Annotated in this window: 19 protein-coding genes; 10 read left to right on the top strand and 9 right to left on the bottom strand. The window is 65.5% G+C overall.

The window, feature by feature from the left end:
• Nucleotides 1-74: 74 nt before the first annotated feature.
• On the top strand, nt 75-2,192 hold the full coding sequence (locus AN936_RS13490) for a sodium-translocating pyrophosphatase (RefSeq protein WP_054588590.1): 2,118 nt from the start codon (nt 75-77) through the stop codon (nt 2,190-2,192).
• A gap of 225 nt (nt 2,193-2,417) precedes the next feature.
• Here AN936_RS13490 and AN936_RS13485 read toward each other — a convergent pair whose 3' ends face one another.
• Nucleotides 2,418-3,236, bottom strand: coding sequence for an SDR family NAD(P)-dependent oxidoreductase (locus AN936_RS13485; RefSeq protein ID WP_054588589.1), 819 nt, complete (start codon nt 3,234-3,236; stop codon nt 2,418-2,420).
• A 314-nt stretch (nt 3,237-3,550) separates the two neighbouring features.
• Here AN936_RS13485 and AN936_RS13480 point away from each other — a divergent pair, with 314 nt between their 5' ends.
• Nucleotides 3,551-4,081 carry a CarD family transcriptional regulator gene (locus AN936_RS13480; protein ID WP_054588588.1) on the top strand — a complete coding sequence of 177 codons (531 nt, stop codon included), beginning with the start codon at nt 3,551-3,553 and terminating at the stop codon, nt 4,079-4,081.
• A gap of 187 nt (nt 4,082-4,268) precedes the next feature.
• On the opposite strand, the gene truA is transcribed toward AN936_RS13480, so the two are convergent.
• Together truA and fmt are read right to left on the bottom strand one after the other, a co-directional pair.
• Nucleotides 4,269-5,009, bottom strand: a complete 741-nt coding sequence (gene truA, locus AN936_RS13475; RefSeq protein ID WP_054588587.1) for a tRNA pseudouridine(38-40) synthase TruA — start codon at nt 5,007-5,009, stop codon at nt 4,269-4,271.
• A gap of 97 nt (nt 5,010-5,106) precedes the next feature.
• On the bottom strand, nt 5,107-6,027 hold the full coding sequence (gene fmt / locus AN936_RS13470; protein ID WP_054588586.1) for a methionyl-tRNA formyltransferase: 921 nt from the start codon (nt 6,025-6,027) through the stop codon (nt 5,107-5,109).
• A 174-nt stretch (nt 6,028-6,201) separates the two neighbouring features.
• On the opposite strand from fmt, the gene recR reads away from it, so the two are divergent.
• From recR to def, 3 genes are read left to right on the top strand one after another with little or no spacing between them, the layout of a single operon-like run.
• Nucleotides 6,202-6,798, top strand: coding sequence for a recombination mediator RecR (recR, locus tag AN936_RS13465; RefSeq protein WP_054588585.1), 597 nt, complete (start codon nt 6,202-6,204; stop codon nt 6,796-6,798).
• A gap of 13 nt (nt 6,799-6,811) precedes the next feature.
• Complete coding sequence (locus AN936_RS13460; RefSeq protein WP_054588584.1) at nt 6,812-7,198, top strand: hypothetical protein; 387 nt, start codon at nt 6,812-6,814, stop codon at nt 7,196-7,198.
• 31 nt (nt 7,199-7,229) lie between these two features.
• Nucleotides 7,230-7,763 (top strand): peptide deformylase, encoded by a 534-nt coding sequence (gene def / locus AN936_RS13455; RefSeq protein WP_054588583.1) that lies wholly within the window; start codon nt 7,230-7,232, stop codon nt 7,761-7,763.
• 104 nt (nt 7,764-7,867) lie between these two features.
• On the opposite strand, the gene grpE is transcribed toward def, so the two are convergent.
• Both grpE and hrcA read right to left on the bottom strand, forming a co-directional pair.
• Nucleotides 7,868-8,431 (bottom strand): nucleotide exchange factor GrpE, encoded by a 564-nt coding sequence (grpE, locus tag AN936_RS13450; RefSeq protein ID WP_054588582.1) that lies wholly within the window; start codon nt 8,429-8,431, stop codon nt 7,868-7,870.
• Nucleotides 8,432-8,435: 4 nt separating this feature from the next.
• Nucleotides 8,436-9,479, bottom strand: coding sequence for a heat-inducible transcriptional repressor HrcA (hrcA, locus tag AN936_RS13445; protein WP_054588581.1), 1,044 nt, complete (start codon nt 9,477-9,479; stop codon nt 8,436-8,438).
• A gap of 101 nt (nt 9,480-9,580) precedes the next feature.
• Here hrcA and rph point away from each other — a divergent pair, with 101 nt between their 5' ends.
• Genes rph through AN936_RS13420 form a run of 5 tightly spaced genes read left to right on the top strand, consistent with a single transcriptional unit; the run spans nt 9,581 to nt 13,610 of the window.
• Nucleotides 9,581-10,297 carry a ribonuclease PH gene (gene rph, locus AN936_RS13440; protein WP_054588580.1) on the top strand — a complete coding sequence of 239 codons (717 nt, stop codon included), beginning with the start codon at nt 9,581-9,583 and terminating at the stop codon, nt 10,295-10,297.
• A 57-nt stretch (nt 10,298-10,354) separates the two neighbouring features.
• Nucleotides 10,355-11,032, top strand: coding sequence for an RdgB/HAM1 family non-canonical purine NTP pyrophosphatase (gene rdgB / locus AN936_RS13435; protein ID WP_054588579.1), 678 nt, complete (start codon nt 10,355-10,357; stop codon nt 11,030-11,032).
• 42 nt (nt 11,033-11,074) lie between these two features.
• Nucleotides 11,075-11,482, top strand: a complete 408-nt coding sequence (locus AN936_RS13430; protein ID WP_054588578.1) for a hypothetical protein — start codon at nt 11,075-11,077, stop codon at nt 11,480-11,482.
• Nucleotides 11,483-11,529: 47 nt separating this feature from the next.
• On the top strand, nt 11,530-12,675 hold the full coding sequence (gene hemW / locus AN936_RS13425) for a radical SAM family heme chaperone HemW (RefSeq protein ID WP_173585662.1): 1,146 nt from the start codon (nt 11,530-11,532) through the stop codon (nt 12,673-12,675).
• 44 nt (nt 12,676-12,719) lie between these two features.
• Entirely contained in the window at nt 12,720-13,610 is an 891-nt protein-coding gene (locus AN936_RS13420) for a tyrosine recombinase XerC (RefSeq protein WP_054588577.1), read from the top strand.
• Nucleotides 13,611-13,612: 2 nt separating this feature from the next.
• Here the strand turns inward: AN936_RS13420 and AN936_RS13415 are convergent, their stop codons facing one another.
• The 4 genes from AN936_RS13415 to rsmI form a co-directional block, all read right to left on the bottom strand.
• Nucleotides 13,613-14,221 (bottom strand): DedA family protein, encoded by a 609-nt coding sequence (locus AN936_RS13415; RefSeq protein ID WP_054588576.1) that lies wholly within the window; start codon nt 14,219-14,221, stop codon nt 13,613-13,615.
• Nucleotides 14,222-14,331: 110 nt separating this feature from the next.
• On the bottom strand, nt 14,332-15,282 hold the full coding sequence (gshB, locus tag AN936_RS13410; RefSeq protein ID WP_054588575.1) for a glutathione synthase: 951 nt from the start codon (nt 15,280-15,282) through the stop codon (nt 14,332-14,334).
• 20 nt (nt 15,283-15,302) lie between these two features.
• A complete protein-coding gene (locus tag AN936_RS13405; protein WP_054588574.1) occupies nt 15,303-15,653 on the bottom strand; it encodes a YraN family protein in 351 nt (116 codons plus the stop codon).
• Nucleotides 15,650-16,510: a 16S rRNA (cytidine(1402)-2'-O)-methyltransferase gene (gene rsmI, locus AN936_RS13400; protein ID WP_054588573.1), complete on the bottom strand. Its 861-nt coding sequence runs from the start codon at nt 16,508-16,510 to the stop codon at nt 15,650-15,652. Before rsmI ends, AN936_RS13405 begins: the two co-directional genes overlap by 4 nt.
• Nucleotides 16,511-16,518 lie beyond the last annotated feature (8 nt).

Genomic DNA, 16,518 nt, shown 5'->3' with positions numbered 1-16,518 from the left:
CGGCAACAATACGTCGGACGTGCTCGACTGCTAACTTCTGCGTCGCCCTTCTCATGGGGAAGGAACAGTCACGCATGAATCCGGTTTTGATCGCGATAGCGTGCGGCCTTTTGGCCGTGCTCTATGGATTCATTACCTCGCGGCAGGTGCTCAGCGCATCGGCGGGGAATGAAAAGATGCAGGAAATCGCCGGCGCCATCCAGGAAGGCGCCAAGGCCTATCTGGGCCGCCAATATCGTACCATCGCCATCGTCGGCGTCGTCGTCGCCGTGCTGGTCGGGGTCTTCCTCGGCCCGATCTCGGCGACCGGCTTCGTCATCGGTGCCGTCCTGTCGGGGGTTGCCGGCTTCGTCGGCATGAACATCTCGGTGAAGGCGAACGTCCGCACCGCGGCCGCGGCGCAGACGGGCCTGCAGGCGGGCCTGACCATGGCGTTCCGCGCCGGCGCGATCACCGGCATGCTCGTGGCGGGCCTCGCGCTCCTCGCGATCTCGGTCTTCTTCTGGTACCTCGTCGGTCCCGGCGGCTACACCGTCGGCGGTGAGGATCGCACCGTCGTCGACGCGCTCGTCGCGCTGGCGTTCGGCGCTTCGCTCATCTCGATCTTCGCGCGCCTCGGCGGCGGCATTTTCACCAAGGCCGCCGACGTCGGCGCCGACCTCGTCGGCAAGGTCGAGGCCGGAATTCCCGAGGATGATCCGCGCAACCCGGCGGTGATCGCCGATAACGTCGGCGACAATGTCGGCGACTGCGCCGGCATGGCGGCCGATCTTTTCGAAACCTATGTCGTGACCGTCGGCGCCACCATGGTGCTGATCGCGCTGCTGCTGAAGGGGGCCGGCGACATGCTCGTCCCGCTGATGACGCTGCCGCTGCTGATGGGCGGCGTGTGCATCATCACCTCGATCATCGGGACCTATTTCGTCCGTCTCGGCAGCGGGACCAACGTCATGGGCGCGATGTACAAGGGCTTCCTCGTCACCGCCGTCCTGTCGATCCCGGCGATCTGGTTCTCGACCAGCTATGCGCTCGGCGGCGACATGAGCACCAACATCACGGGCACCGAATTCAACGGCAGCGACCTTTTCTATTGCTCGCTGCTCGGGCTCGTCATCACCGGGCTGATCATCTGGATCACCGAATATTACACCGGCACCAACTATCGTCCGGTGCGCAGCATCGCCAAGGCATCGGAAACGGGCCACGGCACCAATGTGATCCAGGGCCTTGCCATCAGCCTTGAATCGACCGCGCTGCCGACACTCGTCATCTGCGTCGGCATCATCGTCGCCTATCAGACCGCCGGCATCATCGGCATCGCCTTCGCGGCCACCGCGATGCTCGCGCTTGCCGGTATGGTCGTCGCGCTCGACGCCTATGGCCCGGTCACCGACAACGCCGGCGGCATCGCCGAAATGGCGGGCCTCGACGATTCGGTTCGTGAAAAGACCGACCTGCTCGACGCAGTGGGCAACACGACCAAGGCGGTGACCAAGGGTTACGCCATCGGTTCGGCGGGCCTCGCGGCGCTGGTGCTGTTTGGCACCTACACCGCCGACATCGCCGAATATTCGGCGAAGCTCGGCATCGACGCGCCGCTGACCTTCTCGCTGTCGTCGCCCTATGTCATCGTCGGGCTGCTGCTCGGCGCGCTCCTGCCGTACCTCTTCGGTGCGATGGGCATGACCGCGGTCGGCCGTGCGGCGGGCGACGTGGTGAAGGACGTTCGCGACCAGTTCGCGAACAACAAGGGCATCATGGACGGCACCAGCCGCCCCGACTACGCCCGCACCGTCGACCTCGTCACCAAGGCGGCGATCAAGGAAATGATCGTTCCGTCGCTGCTCCCGGTGCTCGCGCCGATCGTCGTCTATTTCGTGATCCGCGCGGTTGCCGGTCCGGCTGCGGCGCTCGAAGCGCTCGGCGCGCTGCTGCTCGGCGTGATCGTCGGCGGGCTGTTCGTTGCCATCTCGATGACCTCGGGCGGCGGCGCGTGGGACAATGCGAAGAAATATATCGAAGACGGCAACCACGGCGGCAAGGGCAGCGAGGCCCATAAGGCCGCGGTCACCGGCGACACCGTCGGCGATCCGTACAAGGACACCGCGGGCCCGGCGGTCAACCCGATGATCAAGATCACCAACATCGTGGCGATCCTGCTCCTCGCGGCACTGGCGCACGGCGCGGCATAAGCCGCGCGGCCTTCGCGGGCAAAGAAAAGCCCCGCCGGAGCGATCCGGCGGGGCTTTTTCTTTTCGGCTTTGGGGTGGATTCCTGACCGTCCTCTATTTCCGTTCGTGTCGAGCGAAGTCGAGACACCCGTCGGCCTTACGCCCAGCCTGAGGGGCATCTCGACTTCGCTCGATGCGAACGGGTAAGGTTGGCCCAAACGGCAAAAACCAGCCGCAGGCCGTCCTTCACGACGCCGATGTCGCCTTCATCTGCTGCGCATAGCCCGCCTGCACCATCGCGCTCATCCGGTCGAACAGCGCGTCGGGGTCGCTGCGCCGCAGCGCGGCGGTTGCGGCTTCGGCGCCTTCGGCGACCACCAGCTCGCGTGTGCCTGCCGCGACGGCATCGAGGATCTGCTTCGCCGCGAAATCGGGCGACAGGCCGTTGTCGATCACGGCGTCGCTTTCCCCGCGCACGCTGCCGTCGGCGTTCAGCGCATTGCGGCTGACGTTGGTCGCGACCGATCCCGGCGCGACGACGAGGACCTTCAGTCCGAGGTGCTCATTCTCCGCCCGCACGCTGTCGTGATAGCCGATCAGCCCGTGCTTCGCGGCGCAATAGGCGCTGCGCAGCGGCACACCCGCGATTCCCGCGACACTCGATATCGCGACGATTTGCCCGCCGCCGGCGCCGACCATCCGCGGCAGCAGCGCCTGCGTCAGCGCGATCGGTGCGAGCAGGTCGACCGCGACGATCCGTTCATAGACCGGGAAATCGGTTTCGATCGCCAGGCTGCGCTGTGAAATGCCGGCATTGTTGACCAGCCCGTCGATGCGTCCGCACCAGTTCCACGCCTGCTCGGCAAGCGCGGGAATCGCGGCATAGTCGGTTGCCTCGAACGGCAGGATCATCGTCCCGGCGCCGCAATCCTTCGCCACCGCCTCGAGCGCGGCGACATTGCGCCCCGACAGGATCAGCTTGGCGCCGCGCGCCGCCAGCGCGCGCGCCAGCGCCGCGCCGATTCCCGACGAAGCCCCGGTAATCCACCAGATTTGATCTTTCATGACGGCTCCCTATCTCTGTTTCGTTTCAACCTGAAACGGGTGGGAACGGGCGTCAACCCATCGCCCCGACGCATTTCCGCGCAGGGGTGGCAATTTTGTTGCGAATCTGTTATAATTAATAACAACACGCCGACATTCTGCCTCTTCCCGCCACTTGGGCTGGGGCACATTCGGCGTTCCTATGGAGCCATATCCCTTGCCACTCTGACTGGCTAGCGCCGCCCGAATTGCTGATCGCCCTCAAACCGGAGGGCGGGATGCACCGGTGTTGTCGCAGTTTCCAGCCGCGGTCAAGGCAGCAGAAAGGAATTTGCATGTCGGCGAACACGCTTTTGTTCGAAGTCGGTGATTATGTCGTTTATCCCAAACATGGCGTGGGGCGCGTCATCGAGCTGCAAAAGTCCGAAATCGCGGGAATGCAGCTTGAACTTTATGTCCTCCGCTTCGAAAAGGAAAAGATGACGCTTCGCGTGCCGACGAACAAGGCGGAAGGCGTCGGGATGCGCAAGCTGTCGTCGGACAAGACGCTGAAGGAAGCGCTGCAGGTGCTGACAACCAAGCCGAAGGTCAAGCGCACTATGTGGTCGCGCCGCGCGCAGGAATATGAAGCGAAGATCAACTCGGGCGACCTCGTGTCGATTGCCGAAGTGACCCGCGACCTGTTCCGCGCCGACGACCAGCCCGAACAGAGCTATTCGGAGCGCCAGATCTTCGAAGCGGCGTCGAGCCGCCTCGCGCGCGAACTCGGCGCGATGGAGGAAAGCGACGAAAAGACGGCGCAGGCGAAGATCCTCCAGATCCTCAACGAACATGCGCCGCTTTATTACGCCGAAAAGGCGCTCTGACGCAGGCTTTCCAAAAAGGGGAAAGAGAGGGCGGTCCCGCAAGGGCCGCCCTTTTTTGTTTGCGCATTCCCTTCGTCATGCCGGACTTGATCCGGCATCCATCGCTGCGTCGGAAGTCCTGGACCCCGGATCAAGTCGAACGAGCCACGTGTCTCGTTCGAGGGTGACGAAGTATGAAGTACGGCGTTCAGGGATATTTCGCCTCGACGAAATAGAGCCCGTCGGGCGGCGCGTTCAGCCCCAGCGCGCTGCGGTCGGCGGCCTCGAGCGCGGCTTTGAGATCGCGCGCCGACCATTTTCCTTCGCCGACCATGCTGAGGCAGCCGACCATCGAGCGCACCTGATGGTGAAGGAAGCTCCGCGCCGCGGTTTCGATGATGATCTCGTCGCCGTGGCGGCTGACGCTGATCCTGTCGAGCGTCTTGACCGGGCTGTCGGCCTGGCAATGCACCGAGCGAAAGGTCGTGAAGTCATGCCGCCCGACCAGCGCCTGCGCGGCGCCGTGCATCGCTTCGGCGTCGAGCGGCCTGGCGAACTGCCACGACAGCCCCTTGTCCCAGGTCAGCGGCGCACGGCGGTTGACGATGCGATATTCATAGGCGCGCCCGATGCACGAAAAGCGCGCGTGCCAGTCGCCCGCCACCTCGGCGCAGGCGAGCACCGCGACGGGAGCCGGGCGAAGCTGCGCGTTGAGCGCCTCCATCAACCGGAACGGCTGGATCGGCTTTTCGATATCGACATGCGCGCGCATCGCGATCGCATGGACCCCGGCGTCGGTGCGGCCCGCGCCGTGGACTGCGGCCGCTTCGCCGGTGATGCGCGTGACCGCCTCTTCCAGCGCCTGCTGGACGCTCGGCCCGTGGCTCTGCCGCTGCCAGCCCATGAAGGGGCGGCCGTCGAATTCGATCGTGAGGGCAAATCTTGTCATTGCCGCCCATTAGCCGTTCGTGTCGAGCGAAGTCGAGACACCCCGCGACCTTGCTCGACGCCGATGGGCATCTCGACTTCGCTCGATGCGAACGGGATCAGGTTAGCCGCGCGCCCTTGGCAATCGCGCGGCCGCGCAGCAGTTCGGCGGTGTCCATCGCGGGCTTGCCGGCACGCTGGACGCGTGTCGCGCGGATCGCGCCGGGGTTGCAGGCGATGGTCAGATTGTCGTCCGTGGTCACGCCGGGGACGGCGCCCGCCACGGCTTCCGACGGATGCACGACCTCCGCCGCGAGGATCTTGTACCGCTCGCCCTCCAGCTCGAAAAAGGCGCCGGGCACCGGGTTGAAGGCGCGAATTTGCCGTTCGGCCTGCACCGCGCTCACCAGGAAATCGAGCCGCGCCTCGCTCTTGTCGATCTTGGCCGCATAGGTGACCCCGTCCTCGGGCTGCGGTTCGGGGATGAAGGCATGCAGGTCGCTCAGCACGCGGCGCATCATCAGCGCGCCCATCTCGGCGAGTTCGCCGGTCAGTTCTCCGGCGGTCTTGCCCGCGACCGGCGTCGTCTCGATCAGCCGCATCGCGCCGGTGTCGAGCCCGATGTCCATCTGCATGATCGTCACGCCCGTGGCGCTATCGCCCGACAGAATCGCGCGCTGCACCGGCGCCGCGCCGCGCCAGCGCGGCAGGATCGAGCCATGGACGTTCAGGCACCCCTCGCGCGGGGCAGCGAGCACCGCCTGCGGCAGGATCAGGCCATAGGCGGCGACCACCGCGACATCGAGGTCGAGCGCGGCGAATTCGGCCTGTGCCGTCTCGTCCTTCAGGCTCCGCGGCGTGCGGACGGGCAGGCCATGTTCCTCGGCCCAGACCTGCACCGGGCTCTTCTGCAATTTCTTGCCGCGCTGCGCGGGGCGCGGCGGCTGGGTGTAGACCGCGACGATATCGTGCCCCGCCGCGTGGAGCGCGGCGAGCGTCGGCACCGCAAAGGGCGGCGTTCCCATGAAGGCGATGCGCATGGGCAGGCGCTTTGGCGGAGGATGCGGCGACGTGCAAGGTTAACGCACCACTCTTCGTCATGCCGGACTTGATCCGGCATCCATCATCGCGGCCGTTGGATAGACCCCGGATCAAGTCCGGGGTGACGAGGGAGGGATATTGTGCACCGATTGCACACCCACTACCACAACCCCATGGCCTCCACCGAAATCGAAGCGCTCGTCCAGCAACTCGCCCGTCTCCCGGGCCTAGGCCCCCGGTCGGCGCGCCGCGCGGTGCTGCATCTGATGAAGAAGCGCGAAAGCAGCTTCGCGCCCTTGCTCGCGGCGCTCCAGACTGTGTCCGAACGGCTGGTGACCTGCGGCATCTGCGGCAATGTCGACACGCAGGACCCGTGCGCGATCTGCGCCGACCCGCGCCGCGATGCGCGGTCGCTATGCGTCGTCGAGGAGGTGTCCGACCTCTGGGCGCTCGACAAGTCGCGGCTGTTCCCCGGTAAATATCATGTCCTTGGCGGCCGCCTGTCGGCGCTGGAAGGCGTGCGCCCGCAGGACCTCAGCATCGATACCCTCGTCGCGCGCGTCGCCGCGGGCGGCATCGACGAGGTCGTGCTGGCGATGAACGCGACGCTGGAGGGACAGACCACGGCCCATTATCTCGCCGAGCGGCTCGAGGGCTATCCGGTCCGGCTGACCCAACTCGCGCATGGTCTGCCGGTGGGCGGTGAACTGGATTATCTCGACGAGGGGACGCTGGCGCAGGCGCTGCGCGCAAGAAGGCCGGTGGGCTAGCGGGGAGGAAGAGTTGAGGCGTAAATTTGCCGTAGCGGCGTTTATCGCCTGTTCCGCATGTTCATCCACTGACGGCTTTCAGCCCGACGATGCCGAAATTGCGAAGCTCGAACGCAAGCTTGCCGCCAGCCATTGCGTGGGAAATCTCGACCTGTGGCAGCGAGCCTATGTGCGCAAGCAGGCGATTTCGGAGAATGAGACGGGAATGTTCGACCGCCGGATGATTGAATTCACGTTGCAAAAAGTGGACGGGGAGGCGGTTTCCGGCCGGAAGTCAATGAAGCGCTATGAGGACTGGGCGATTGCCGGCGGTTGTCAGGAACCAGACTGTTTGTTTGGTGGCTATGTCATCCCGACGGACGAATTGATCCTCGAATGCGAGGCGCCACCAGCCCCTTGACCCCGCGCCCCTGCGATCATACCTCGCACCCATGGCCATTCTACCCATCATAGAGACCCCCGATCCGCGGCTGCGCGTCATTTCGAAGCCGGTCGAGACGTTCGACGCCGAATTGAAGACGCTGGTCGCCGACATGTTCGAGACGATGTACGACGCCCCCGGCATCGGGCTCGCCGCGATCCAGGTCGCGGTGCCGAAGCGTATCCTCGTCATCGACCTGCAGGAACTCGACCCCGAAGATGAAGAGGGCAAGCGGATCATCCGCACTCCGCGCGTCTTCATCAATCCCGTCTTTTCGGACGAGAGCGAGGAGCATAGCGTCTATTCGGAAGGCTGCCTGTCGGTGCCCGAGCAATATGCCGATGTGACGCGCCCCGCCGAGGTCACCGTCGATTGGCAGGACGAGGACGGCAATCATCATCAGGAACGGATGACCGGGCTGATGGCGACGTGTATCCAGCACGAGCACGATCATCTGGAGGGCATCCTCTTCATCGACCATCTGTCGCGGCTGAAGCGCGATATGGTGCTGAAGAAATTGGCGAAGATGCGCAAGGCGGCCTGAGGTTACACGCACCCCGGCGAAAGCCGGGGCCCACGGCGTTGACATTCGACGTTTGATCAAGTCGTCATGGACCCCGGCTTTCGCCGGGGCTCACGAGGGGCGGATTACCCCGCCTTCGCCACCCCAACCATCGCCGGGCGCAGCAGGCGGTCCTTCATCATATAGCCCGCCTGCATTTCCTGCACGATCGTGCCGGGTGCCTTGTCGCTCGGGATTTCGAGCATCGCCTGATGCTGGTTGGGGTCGAGCGGCAGGCCGACCGCGGCGATGCGAGTAATGCCGTTGCGTTCGAAGACGCTCAGCAACTCGCGCTCGGTCGCTTCGAGCCCGGTGATCAGCGGCTTGATCGCCTCGTCGGCGCGCTGTTCCTCGCTGAGCGCGGCGAGCGCGCGGCCAAGGTTGTCGGCGACCGAGAGGATGTCGCGCGCGAATTTCGTCGACGCATAGGCGTGCGCGTCGGCGATTTCCTTGTCCTTGCGGCGCGTGACATTCTGCGTCTCGGCGCGGGCATAGAGCAGGTCCTGCTGCAGCGCCGCGACCTGTTCGGCGAGTTTTGCCACTTCGTCGTTTTCGCCCGCGACGGCCTCGGTCGCATCGGCTTCGGCCGCGACATTTTCGGGGGTCAGCGCGTCGTCCTGGACGGGCGTGTCGTTTTCGTTGTTCGTCATAAACCTATCGTATCAGTCTGGAGAGCGATTGAGCGGTGAAATCCACCATGGGAACGATACGCGCATAGTTCAAGCGTGTCGGGCCGATTACCCCCACCACGCCGACCACGCGCCCGTCGCTGCCGCGATAGGGCGCGGCGATAACCGACGATCCCGACAGCGAGAAGAGCTTATTCTCCGACCCGATGAAAATACGCGTCGCGCTGCCCTCGCGCGCGCTGTCGAGCAGCCCGGCGATGTCCTGTTTGGTTTCGAGTTCGTCGAGCAGTTGGCGGACGCGGTCGAGGTCGCCGAGCGCGCTTTCGTCGAGCAGGTTCGCCTGCCCGCGCACGATCAGCACCGGCCGGTCGGCGCCGTCGGACGACCAGATGGCAAGGCCGCGCGACACCAGATCCTGCGCTGCGCGATCGATCGCGATCCGTTCGGCCTCGATCTCGTGCCGCACGCGCGCCTGTGCTTCCGCCAGCGTCAGGCCCGAGAGCATCGCGCTGATATAATTGCCCGCCTCGACGAGCGCCGAGGGGTTGAGCCCCGGCGGGATTTCGATGACGCGATTCTCGACCGCGCCGTCGCCGGCGACAAGGACGACGAGCGACTGGGTCGCCGACAGCGGCACGAACGCCACCTGCTTGAGCACCCGCTCATGCTTGGGAACAAGGACAAGGCCGGCGCACGCCGACAGCCCCGACAATGCCGACGTCGCCTGCGCCAGCGCGCTTTCAATCGGGCCTGCATCGGACAGGCTCGCCTCGATCTGCGCCCGGTCCTCGGCGCTCGGTTCGGCGACCTGCATCATGCCGTCGACGAACAGGCGCAGCCCCTGTTCGGTCGGCAGCCGCCCGGCGCTGGTGTGCGGGCTGGCGAGCAGGCCATATTCCTCGAGATCCTGCATGACGTTGCGGATCGACGCGGGCGACAGGTTGAGCGTCGCGAGCTTTGACAGCGTGCGCGACCCGACCGGCTGCCCCGTTTCCAGATAGGCGTCGACGACCAGCCGGAACACGTCGCGTGCGCGCGTGGTGAGTTCGGTGATCGGCGGTGTGGTCATGGCATGGATTTAGGGACGGGGAGGGCCGGGGGCAAGCTATGCTCTGGCCAACCGCCCTCCGCGCCGCTAAGCGCGCCCCCACACAGGACAGGAGAAACCCCATGCGCCCTTCCGGCCGCGCCCCCGACCAGATGCGTTCCATCGGCATCGAAACCGCCTTTACCATCCATGCCGAGGGCAGCGTGCTCGTCAGCTTCGGCAACACCAAGGTGCTGGTCACCGCGAGCGTCGACGAAAAGGTGCCGCCCTTCCTGCGCGGCAAGGGTTCGGGCTGGGTGACCGCCGAATATGGCATGCTGCCCCGCGCGACGCACACGCGCGGCAGCCGCGAGGCGGCGAAGGGCAAGCAGTCGGGGCGGACGCAGGAAATCCAGCGGCTTATCGGCCGCAGCTTGCGCGCCGTCGTCGACATGAAGAAGCTCGGCGAGCGCCAGATCGTCATCGATTGCGACGTTTTGCAGGCCGATGGCGGCACGCGCACCGCGTCGATTTCGGGCGCCTGGGTCGCGCTGCGCCTTGCGGTCGACAAGCTGCTCGCCGACAAGGTGATCGCCGAGGATCCGATCGAGGACAAGGTCGGCGCGATTTCGTGCGGCATCTACAAGGGCACGCCGGTGCTCGACCTCGACTATGACGAGGATTCGGTTGCGGAGGCCGATGGCAATTTCGTGCTGACCGGCCGCGGCCGGATCGTCGAGGTGCAGGCGAGTGCCGAAGGCGCCACCTATGACGAGGAAGGGCTGCTGCGCCTGCTCCGCCTCGCGCGCATCGGCTGCGGCGAAATTTTCGCGGCGCAGGACGGGGCGGTCGGGCGCTGACTTTCTTTTCGTCACCCCGGACTTGATCCGGGGTCCACGACTTCGCCGCAGGAATGGATGCCGGATCAAGTCCGGCATGACGAAGGTTTGGAGACGCTTGTGACTCACCGCAAACTCGAACCCGGAAAGCTCGTCATCGCCAGCCATAACGCCGGCAAGGTGCGCGAAATCCGGGCACTGCTCGAACCCTTCGGGATCGATCCGGTGTCGGCGGGCGACCTCGGGCTCCCCGAGCCAGAGGAGACGGGCAAGACGTTCCGCGACAATGCGCTGCTCAAGGCGCATGCCAGTGCGTCGGCGGCGGGATTGCCGGCGCTGGCCGACGACAGCGGGCTCGAGGTCGCAGCGCTGGGCGGGCGGCCCGGCGTCTACACCGCCGACTGGGCCGAGCGCCAATGGTTCGAAGGCAATCCGGGCCGCGACTGGTATATGGCGATGGGCAAGGTCGAGGGCCTGCTCGCCGAACAGGGGCCCGATGTCGACCGCAGCGCGGCCTTCATCTGCACCCTCGCGCTCGCCTGGCCCGACGGCCATGCCGAGGTTTTCGAGGGCCGGGCCGACGGCCATCTCACCTGGCCGCCGCGCGGCAAGCTGGGCTTCGGTTACGATCCGGTGTTCGTTCCGGTCGGCAACATTCTGACTTTTGCAGAGATCGACCCGGCGGAGAAGCATCGGATCAGCCACCGCGCCGATGCCTTTGCGAAGCTGGTCGCGGGGGCGTTTCAGATCGCATAGTGGTTAGGGCCGATCGCTTCGCAATCGAAAGATGCTCCGTCCATGAGGATTTTATCAACCGCCCTTCTTATAGTGATCGCGATAACGGCTTCTGCCGATGCGACACCGCTAGAGGACCGTTTTCCGGTGGAGATCAGGCTTACGGGCGACGATGCTCTATCGCAAAATCTTGATGCCGCATTGGGTGCGGCGCTGGATTCGGATTCCGGACTTCGTCCGGCAATGGAGGGCGACGACAAACGTCTTTCCATAATAAGCGATAGTAATGTCGGCTGGGACAAGCTCGGCGGTCGTAAGGTAGCAATTTATACGGTTTATCTGGCAGGCGGGACATATCGGAGCGGCCCGATGACCGGTGTTTGTTATGTTGTCAGCCTCTCGAAATGCGCGAAGGATATTCTTCGGCGCATGCGTAAAGTCATGTCGCTTGGAGCGTTCGACGAACGATAATTCGGCTCGTGCCTGACTTTCGCATTCCAGCCACTATATCCCCTCGCATGACCGAACCGCTCGCCCTTTATGTTCACTGGCCGTTTTGCGTGTCGAAATGCCCCTATTGCGACTTCAACAGCCATGTCCGCGAGACGGTTGATCAGGCGGTCTGGCGCGACGCGCTGCTGGCCGACCTGCGGCACGAAGCGGCGCTGTTGCCGGGGCGTCGGGTCGGGTCGATCTTCTTCGGCGGCGGCACGTCCAGTCTGATGCCGCCCGCAACGGTCGCCGCCGTGATCGCGGCGGCGGATCGCACGTGGGGGCTCGCGGACGATGTCGAAATCACGCTGGAAGCCAATCCCAATTCGGTCGAGGTCGCCAACTTCGCCGATCTTGCCGCGGCGGGGGTCAATCGCGTTTCGATTGGCGTCCAGAGCTTCGATACCGAAGTGCTTGAATTTCTTGGCCGCGCCCACAGCGGCGACGAAGCCCGGCGCGCGATCGCCGCGGCGCAGGCGCAGTTTGATCGGGTCAGCTTCGACCTCATTTACGCACGGCCGGGGCAATCGCTCGCCGCTTGGGAGGCCGAGTTGCAAGGGGCGCTGGCGTTCGGCACCGGCCATCTGTCGCTCTATCAGCTCACCATCGAACCCGGCACGCGTTTCGCGACCCTCGTCGCGAAAGGCGCGCTCGTCATCCCCGACGGCGATACAGCCGCCGACCTGTTCGACGCGACGCAGGCGATGACCCGCGGCGCGGGTCTGCCGCGTTACGAGGTGTCGAACCATGCGCGTCCGGGCGAGGAGAGCCGCCACAATCTCGCTTACTGGCACTACGCCGATTATGCGGGCATCGGGCCGGGCGCGCACGGGCGGCGGCGGGGGCAGGCAACCGAGCGGCACAAGAAGCCCGAGAATTTCATCGCGGCGATCGAGCGGAACGGCCACGGCCTCAAGCACGAAAGCGACCTGCCATCGCACGAGCGCGCCACCGAGGCGTTGCTGATGGGGCTGCGCCTCACCGAGGGCGTCGACCTGACGCGGATCGAAGCACGAAGCGGTTTGCCGCGCGTGGCATTCGTCGATTCGGAGGCAGCGGCGCGGCTCATGAAACAAGGGTTGATGCGGCAGACCGGCGACCGCCTATCGGTCACCGACGACGGAATATTGCTTCTCGACAGCATTCTTTCCGAGGTGGTGCGAACCGGGTAAACCCTCCCGACCCGTTCGCATCGAGCGGAGCGAGAGAGACGGATTTGACGCAAGACCTCATCCGCGACTGGGATGCCCATCTGGCGCATGAAAAGCGCCGGTCGGAGCATACGCGCCGCGCCTATGTCGCGACGGCCGAACGGTTCTGCGCCTTTCTTGCCGTGCATCGCGGCGGCGGGGTCGATGCGCCTATGCTGGCATCGCTGACCGCGAACGATTTGCGCGCTTATCTCGCGGAACGGCGGGCGGAAGGGCTGGGCAACAGCTCGGCGGCGCGCGAATTGTCGGCGCTGCGCGGCTTCCTGCGCTTTACCGGCGGCTCACAGGCCTCGGTGCCGCAACTGCGCGGCCCGCGCGTCAAAAAAGGCCTGCCGCGCCCGGTCGCGCCCGCCGAAGCGCTCCAACTCGCGCAGGACGTAGAGGATAACGCCCGGCAAGGCTGGACTGGCGCGCGCGATTTTGCGCTGCTGCTGTTGCTCTACGGCGCCGGGCTGCGCATTGGCGAGGCGCTGTCACTCACGGGTGGAGTGCTGCCATTGGGCGACACGCTGCGCGTCACCGGCAAGCGGAACAAGACGCGGATCGTGCCGATCCTGCCTTCTGTGGCGGGCGCAGTGGCGCGTTATGTCGCCGCCTGTCCGTGGCCGATCGGCAAGGATGACGCGCTGTTCCTCGGCGCGCGCGGCGGACCGCTGCAGCCCGGCGTGGTGCGGGCGAATGTGCGCGCCGCGCGCCGCGCGCTGGGGTTGCCCGAACGCACGACGCCGCACGCGCTGCGCCACAGCTTCGCAACGCACCTGCTGGCGGGAGGCGCCGATCTGCGCAGTCTACAGGAATTGCTCGGCCATGCGAGCCTCGCTTCGACGCAGGTCTATACTGCGGTCGATGCGGCGCATCTGCTCGATATCTATCGCAGCGCGCACCCGCGCGCCTGATCCTAGTCGCTGCGCGCCTTCGGCTTCCAGTTGATGATCCGCCAGATATAGATCAGCACCAGCGATCCGATCGCGATCAGTGCCACCGGGCCGATAAACGCGTCGAGATTGGCGAACTGCTTGCCGAACCAGTTGCCCGCCCCGGCGAGCGCGCTGATCCAGATCGTCGATCCGGCGGCGGTCCACAGCAGGAACTTGGCCTGATTCATCTTCACCATGCCGGCGGGCAGCGATACCATCGTGCGGGCGACGGGCATGAAACGCGCGAAAAAGATGATCGCGGGGCCATATTTCAGGAAAAAGGCGTGCAGCCGTTCGACCTCGTCCCAGTCGAGCGTCAGCCAGCGGCCGTGGCGGTCGATGAAGGGCTTCAGCCGTTCATAGCCGATCCAGCGCCCAATCCCGTACCAGACCCAGTTTCCGGCGGTCGTGCCCGCGACCGCGACCGCGACGAGGGTCCAGAAATCGAAGCGTCCCTGCGAAACGGCGATGCCGCCGAGCCCCATGATCACTTCCGACGGGATCGGCGGAAAGACGTTTTCGAGGAACATGAGGATGAAAATCCCCACATAGCCCCAGCCCTGGATCAGATCGAGAATGAAGCCGGTCATGTTCTAAAAGAGCCTCGTCATTGCGAGCGGAGCGAAGCAATCCAGGGGCGGCCTTACACCGCTCTGGATTGCTTCGTCGCTTCGCTCCTCGCAATGACGCTTATCATGGCCTAACCGATCCGTCGCAGGATCGCGTCCCAGATCATTCCCGCCGTATCGCTGTTGTTGAAGCGGTCGATCGCGACGATTCCCGTGGGCGAGGTGACGTTGATTTCGGTGAGCCATTCGCCGCCGATCACGTCGATGCCGACGAAGACCAGCCCCCGCTCACGCAGTTGCGGTCCCAGCACGTCGCAGATTTCCTGCTCGCGCGGCGTCAATTCGGCGGCCTCGGCATAGCCGCCAACCGCGAGGTTCGACCGGAATTCGCCCTCGCCGGGTTTGCGGTTGATCGCGCCCGCGACCTCGCCGTCGACGAGGACGATGCGCTTGTCGCCCTTGCTGACGCTCGGCAGGAATTGCTGGACCATGAAGGGTTCGGGCCACACCTGTCCGAAGAGTTCGACCAGCGCGCCGAGATTGCTGCCGTCGGCGTCGATGCGGAACACCGCCTTGCCGCCGTTGCCGTGCAGCGGCTTGACCACGACGGCGCCGTGGCGCGCCTGAAAATCCTTCACCGCGTCGAGATCGCGCGTGACCATCGTCGGCGGCATATACTCGGGAAAGTCGAGCACGAAGACTTTTTCCGGCGCATTGCGGACGGATACCGGGTCGTTGACGACCAGCGTCTCGCCCGCGATTCGCTCGAGCAGCCAGGTGCCGGTGAGGTAACCAAGATCGAAGGGCGGATCCTGCCGCATCAGCACGACGTCGATATCGCGGCCAAGGTCGAGCGTCACCGGATCGCCGAACCGGTAGTGATCGCCAGCTTCGCGCTTTGCCTCGACGATGCGGTGCGCCCTGGTGGTCAGCCGCCCGGCCTCCCAGGTCAGGCCGCGAACGTCGTAGTGATAGAGTTCGTACCCGCGCTCAAGCGCTTTCAGGATCAGGTGGAAACTGCTGTCGCCATTGATGTTGATGCCGGCCATCGGGTCCATTTGCACGGCTGCGCGCAGGGTCATCTTCTTCTCCTTGGGCGCCGTCAGGGCTGCCAGACGTGGACCAGATGGCGAGGCAATCGCTTCGGCGCAAGCAGCATCACGTCGATCCGTATGTCATCATCGGGTCGGGCGAGGCGATGGCGGAGGATTTCGGCGGCCGCGGCGACGCGGCGCAGGCGATATTCGTCGATCGCGAAATCGAGATCCTCGGCGCGGTCGCGCCACTTCACCTCGATGAAGGCAAGGATGCGGCCGCGCCGCGCGACGAGGTCGACCTCGCCCACCGGAACGCGCAGCCGTTCGCCGACGATGCGCCAGCCATGCAGTCGCAGCCACCATGCGGCGCGGCGTTCGGCCTTGCGGCCGCGCGCTTCGGCGGCGGCGCGGTTCAAGTCTGCTCTCGAAGCGCCAGCGCGCGGGCATAAACGTCGTGCCGGTCGAGTCCGAAGCGCTTCGCCACCGCCTTTGCCGCTTGCGCGACAGGCCTGTCGGCCATTGCTTCGACGAGCGCGGCGTCGAGCGTCGCGTCGTCGGCTTCCTCGGCTGCCTGTTCGCCCGGCGGGCCGACGACGACGACGATCTCGCCCTTTGGCGGCGCATCGGCATAGCGCGCGGCGAGCTCGGTCAGCGTCCCGGTGACGCATTGCTCGTAGAGCTTGCTGATCTCGCGCGCGACGGCGGCCTCGCGGTCGCCGAGTGCTGCGGCCATTGCGGCGAGCGACGCGGCAAGGCGAGGCCCGCTTTCGTAAAAGACGAGGGTTGCGCGCAGTCCGACAAATTCGGCGAGCGTATCGGCGCGCGCCTTTGCCTTGTTCGGCAGGAAACCCGCGAACAGGAAGCGGTCGCTTGGCAGGCCCGACAGGGTAATTGCGGCGATCGCGGCGCAGGGGCCGGGCAGGGTGGTGACATGTCGCCCCGCCGCGCGCGCATCGCGAACGAGCTTGTAGCCCGGGTCCGAAATCAGCGGGGTGCCGGCATCGGACACCAAAACGACGACTTCATGCCCCATCCGCGCAACCAGCGCTGCGCGGGTGCGTTCGTCGCTATGATCATGATAGGGGGTCATCGGCACACGCAAACCCAGATGGGCGAGAAGCTTCGCGGTCACGCGCGTATCCTCGGCCGCGATCACGTCGGCGGCGGCGAGGGTCGCCGCCGCCCGCGCGCCGATGTCGCCGAGGTTGCCGATGGGCGTCGCCACGATATAGAGTCCGGGCAAGGGAGAATCTGAGATGGTCGAATCCGGCATGACGCCGA

Source organism: Sphingopyxis macrogoltabida (genome assembly GCF_001307295.1).
In the GTDB taxonomy this organism is placed as follows: Bacteria; Pseudomonadota; Alphaproteobacteria; order Sphingomonadales; family Sphingomonadaceae; genus Sphingopyxis; species Sphingopyxis macrogoltabida_B.
This window is presented reverse-complemented; position numbering and strand designations above follow the sequence as displayed.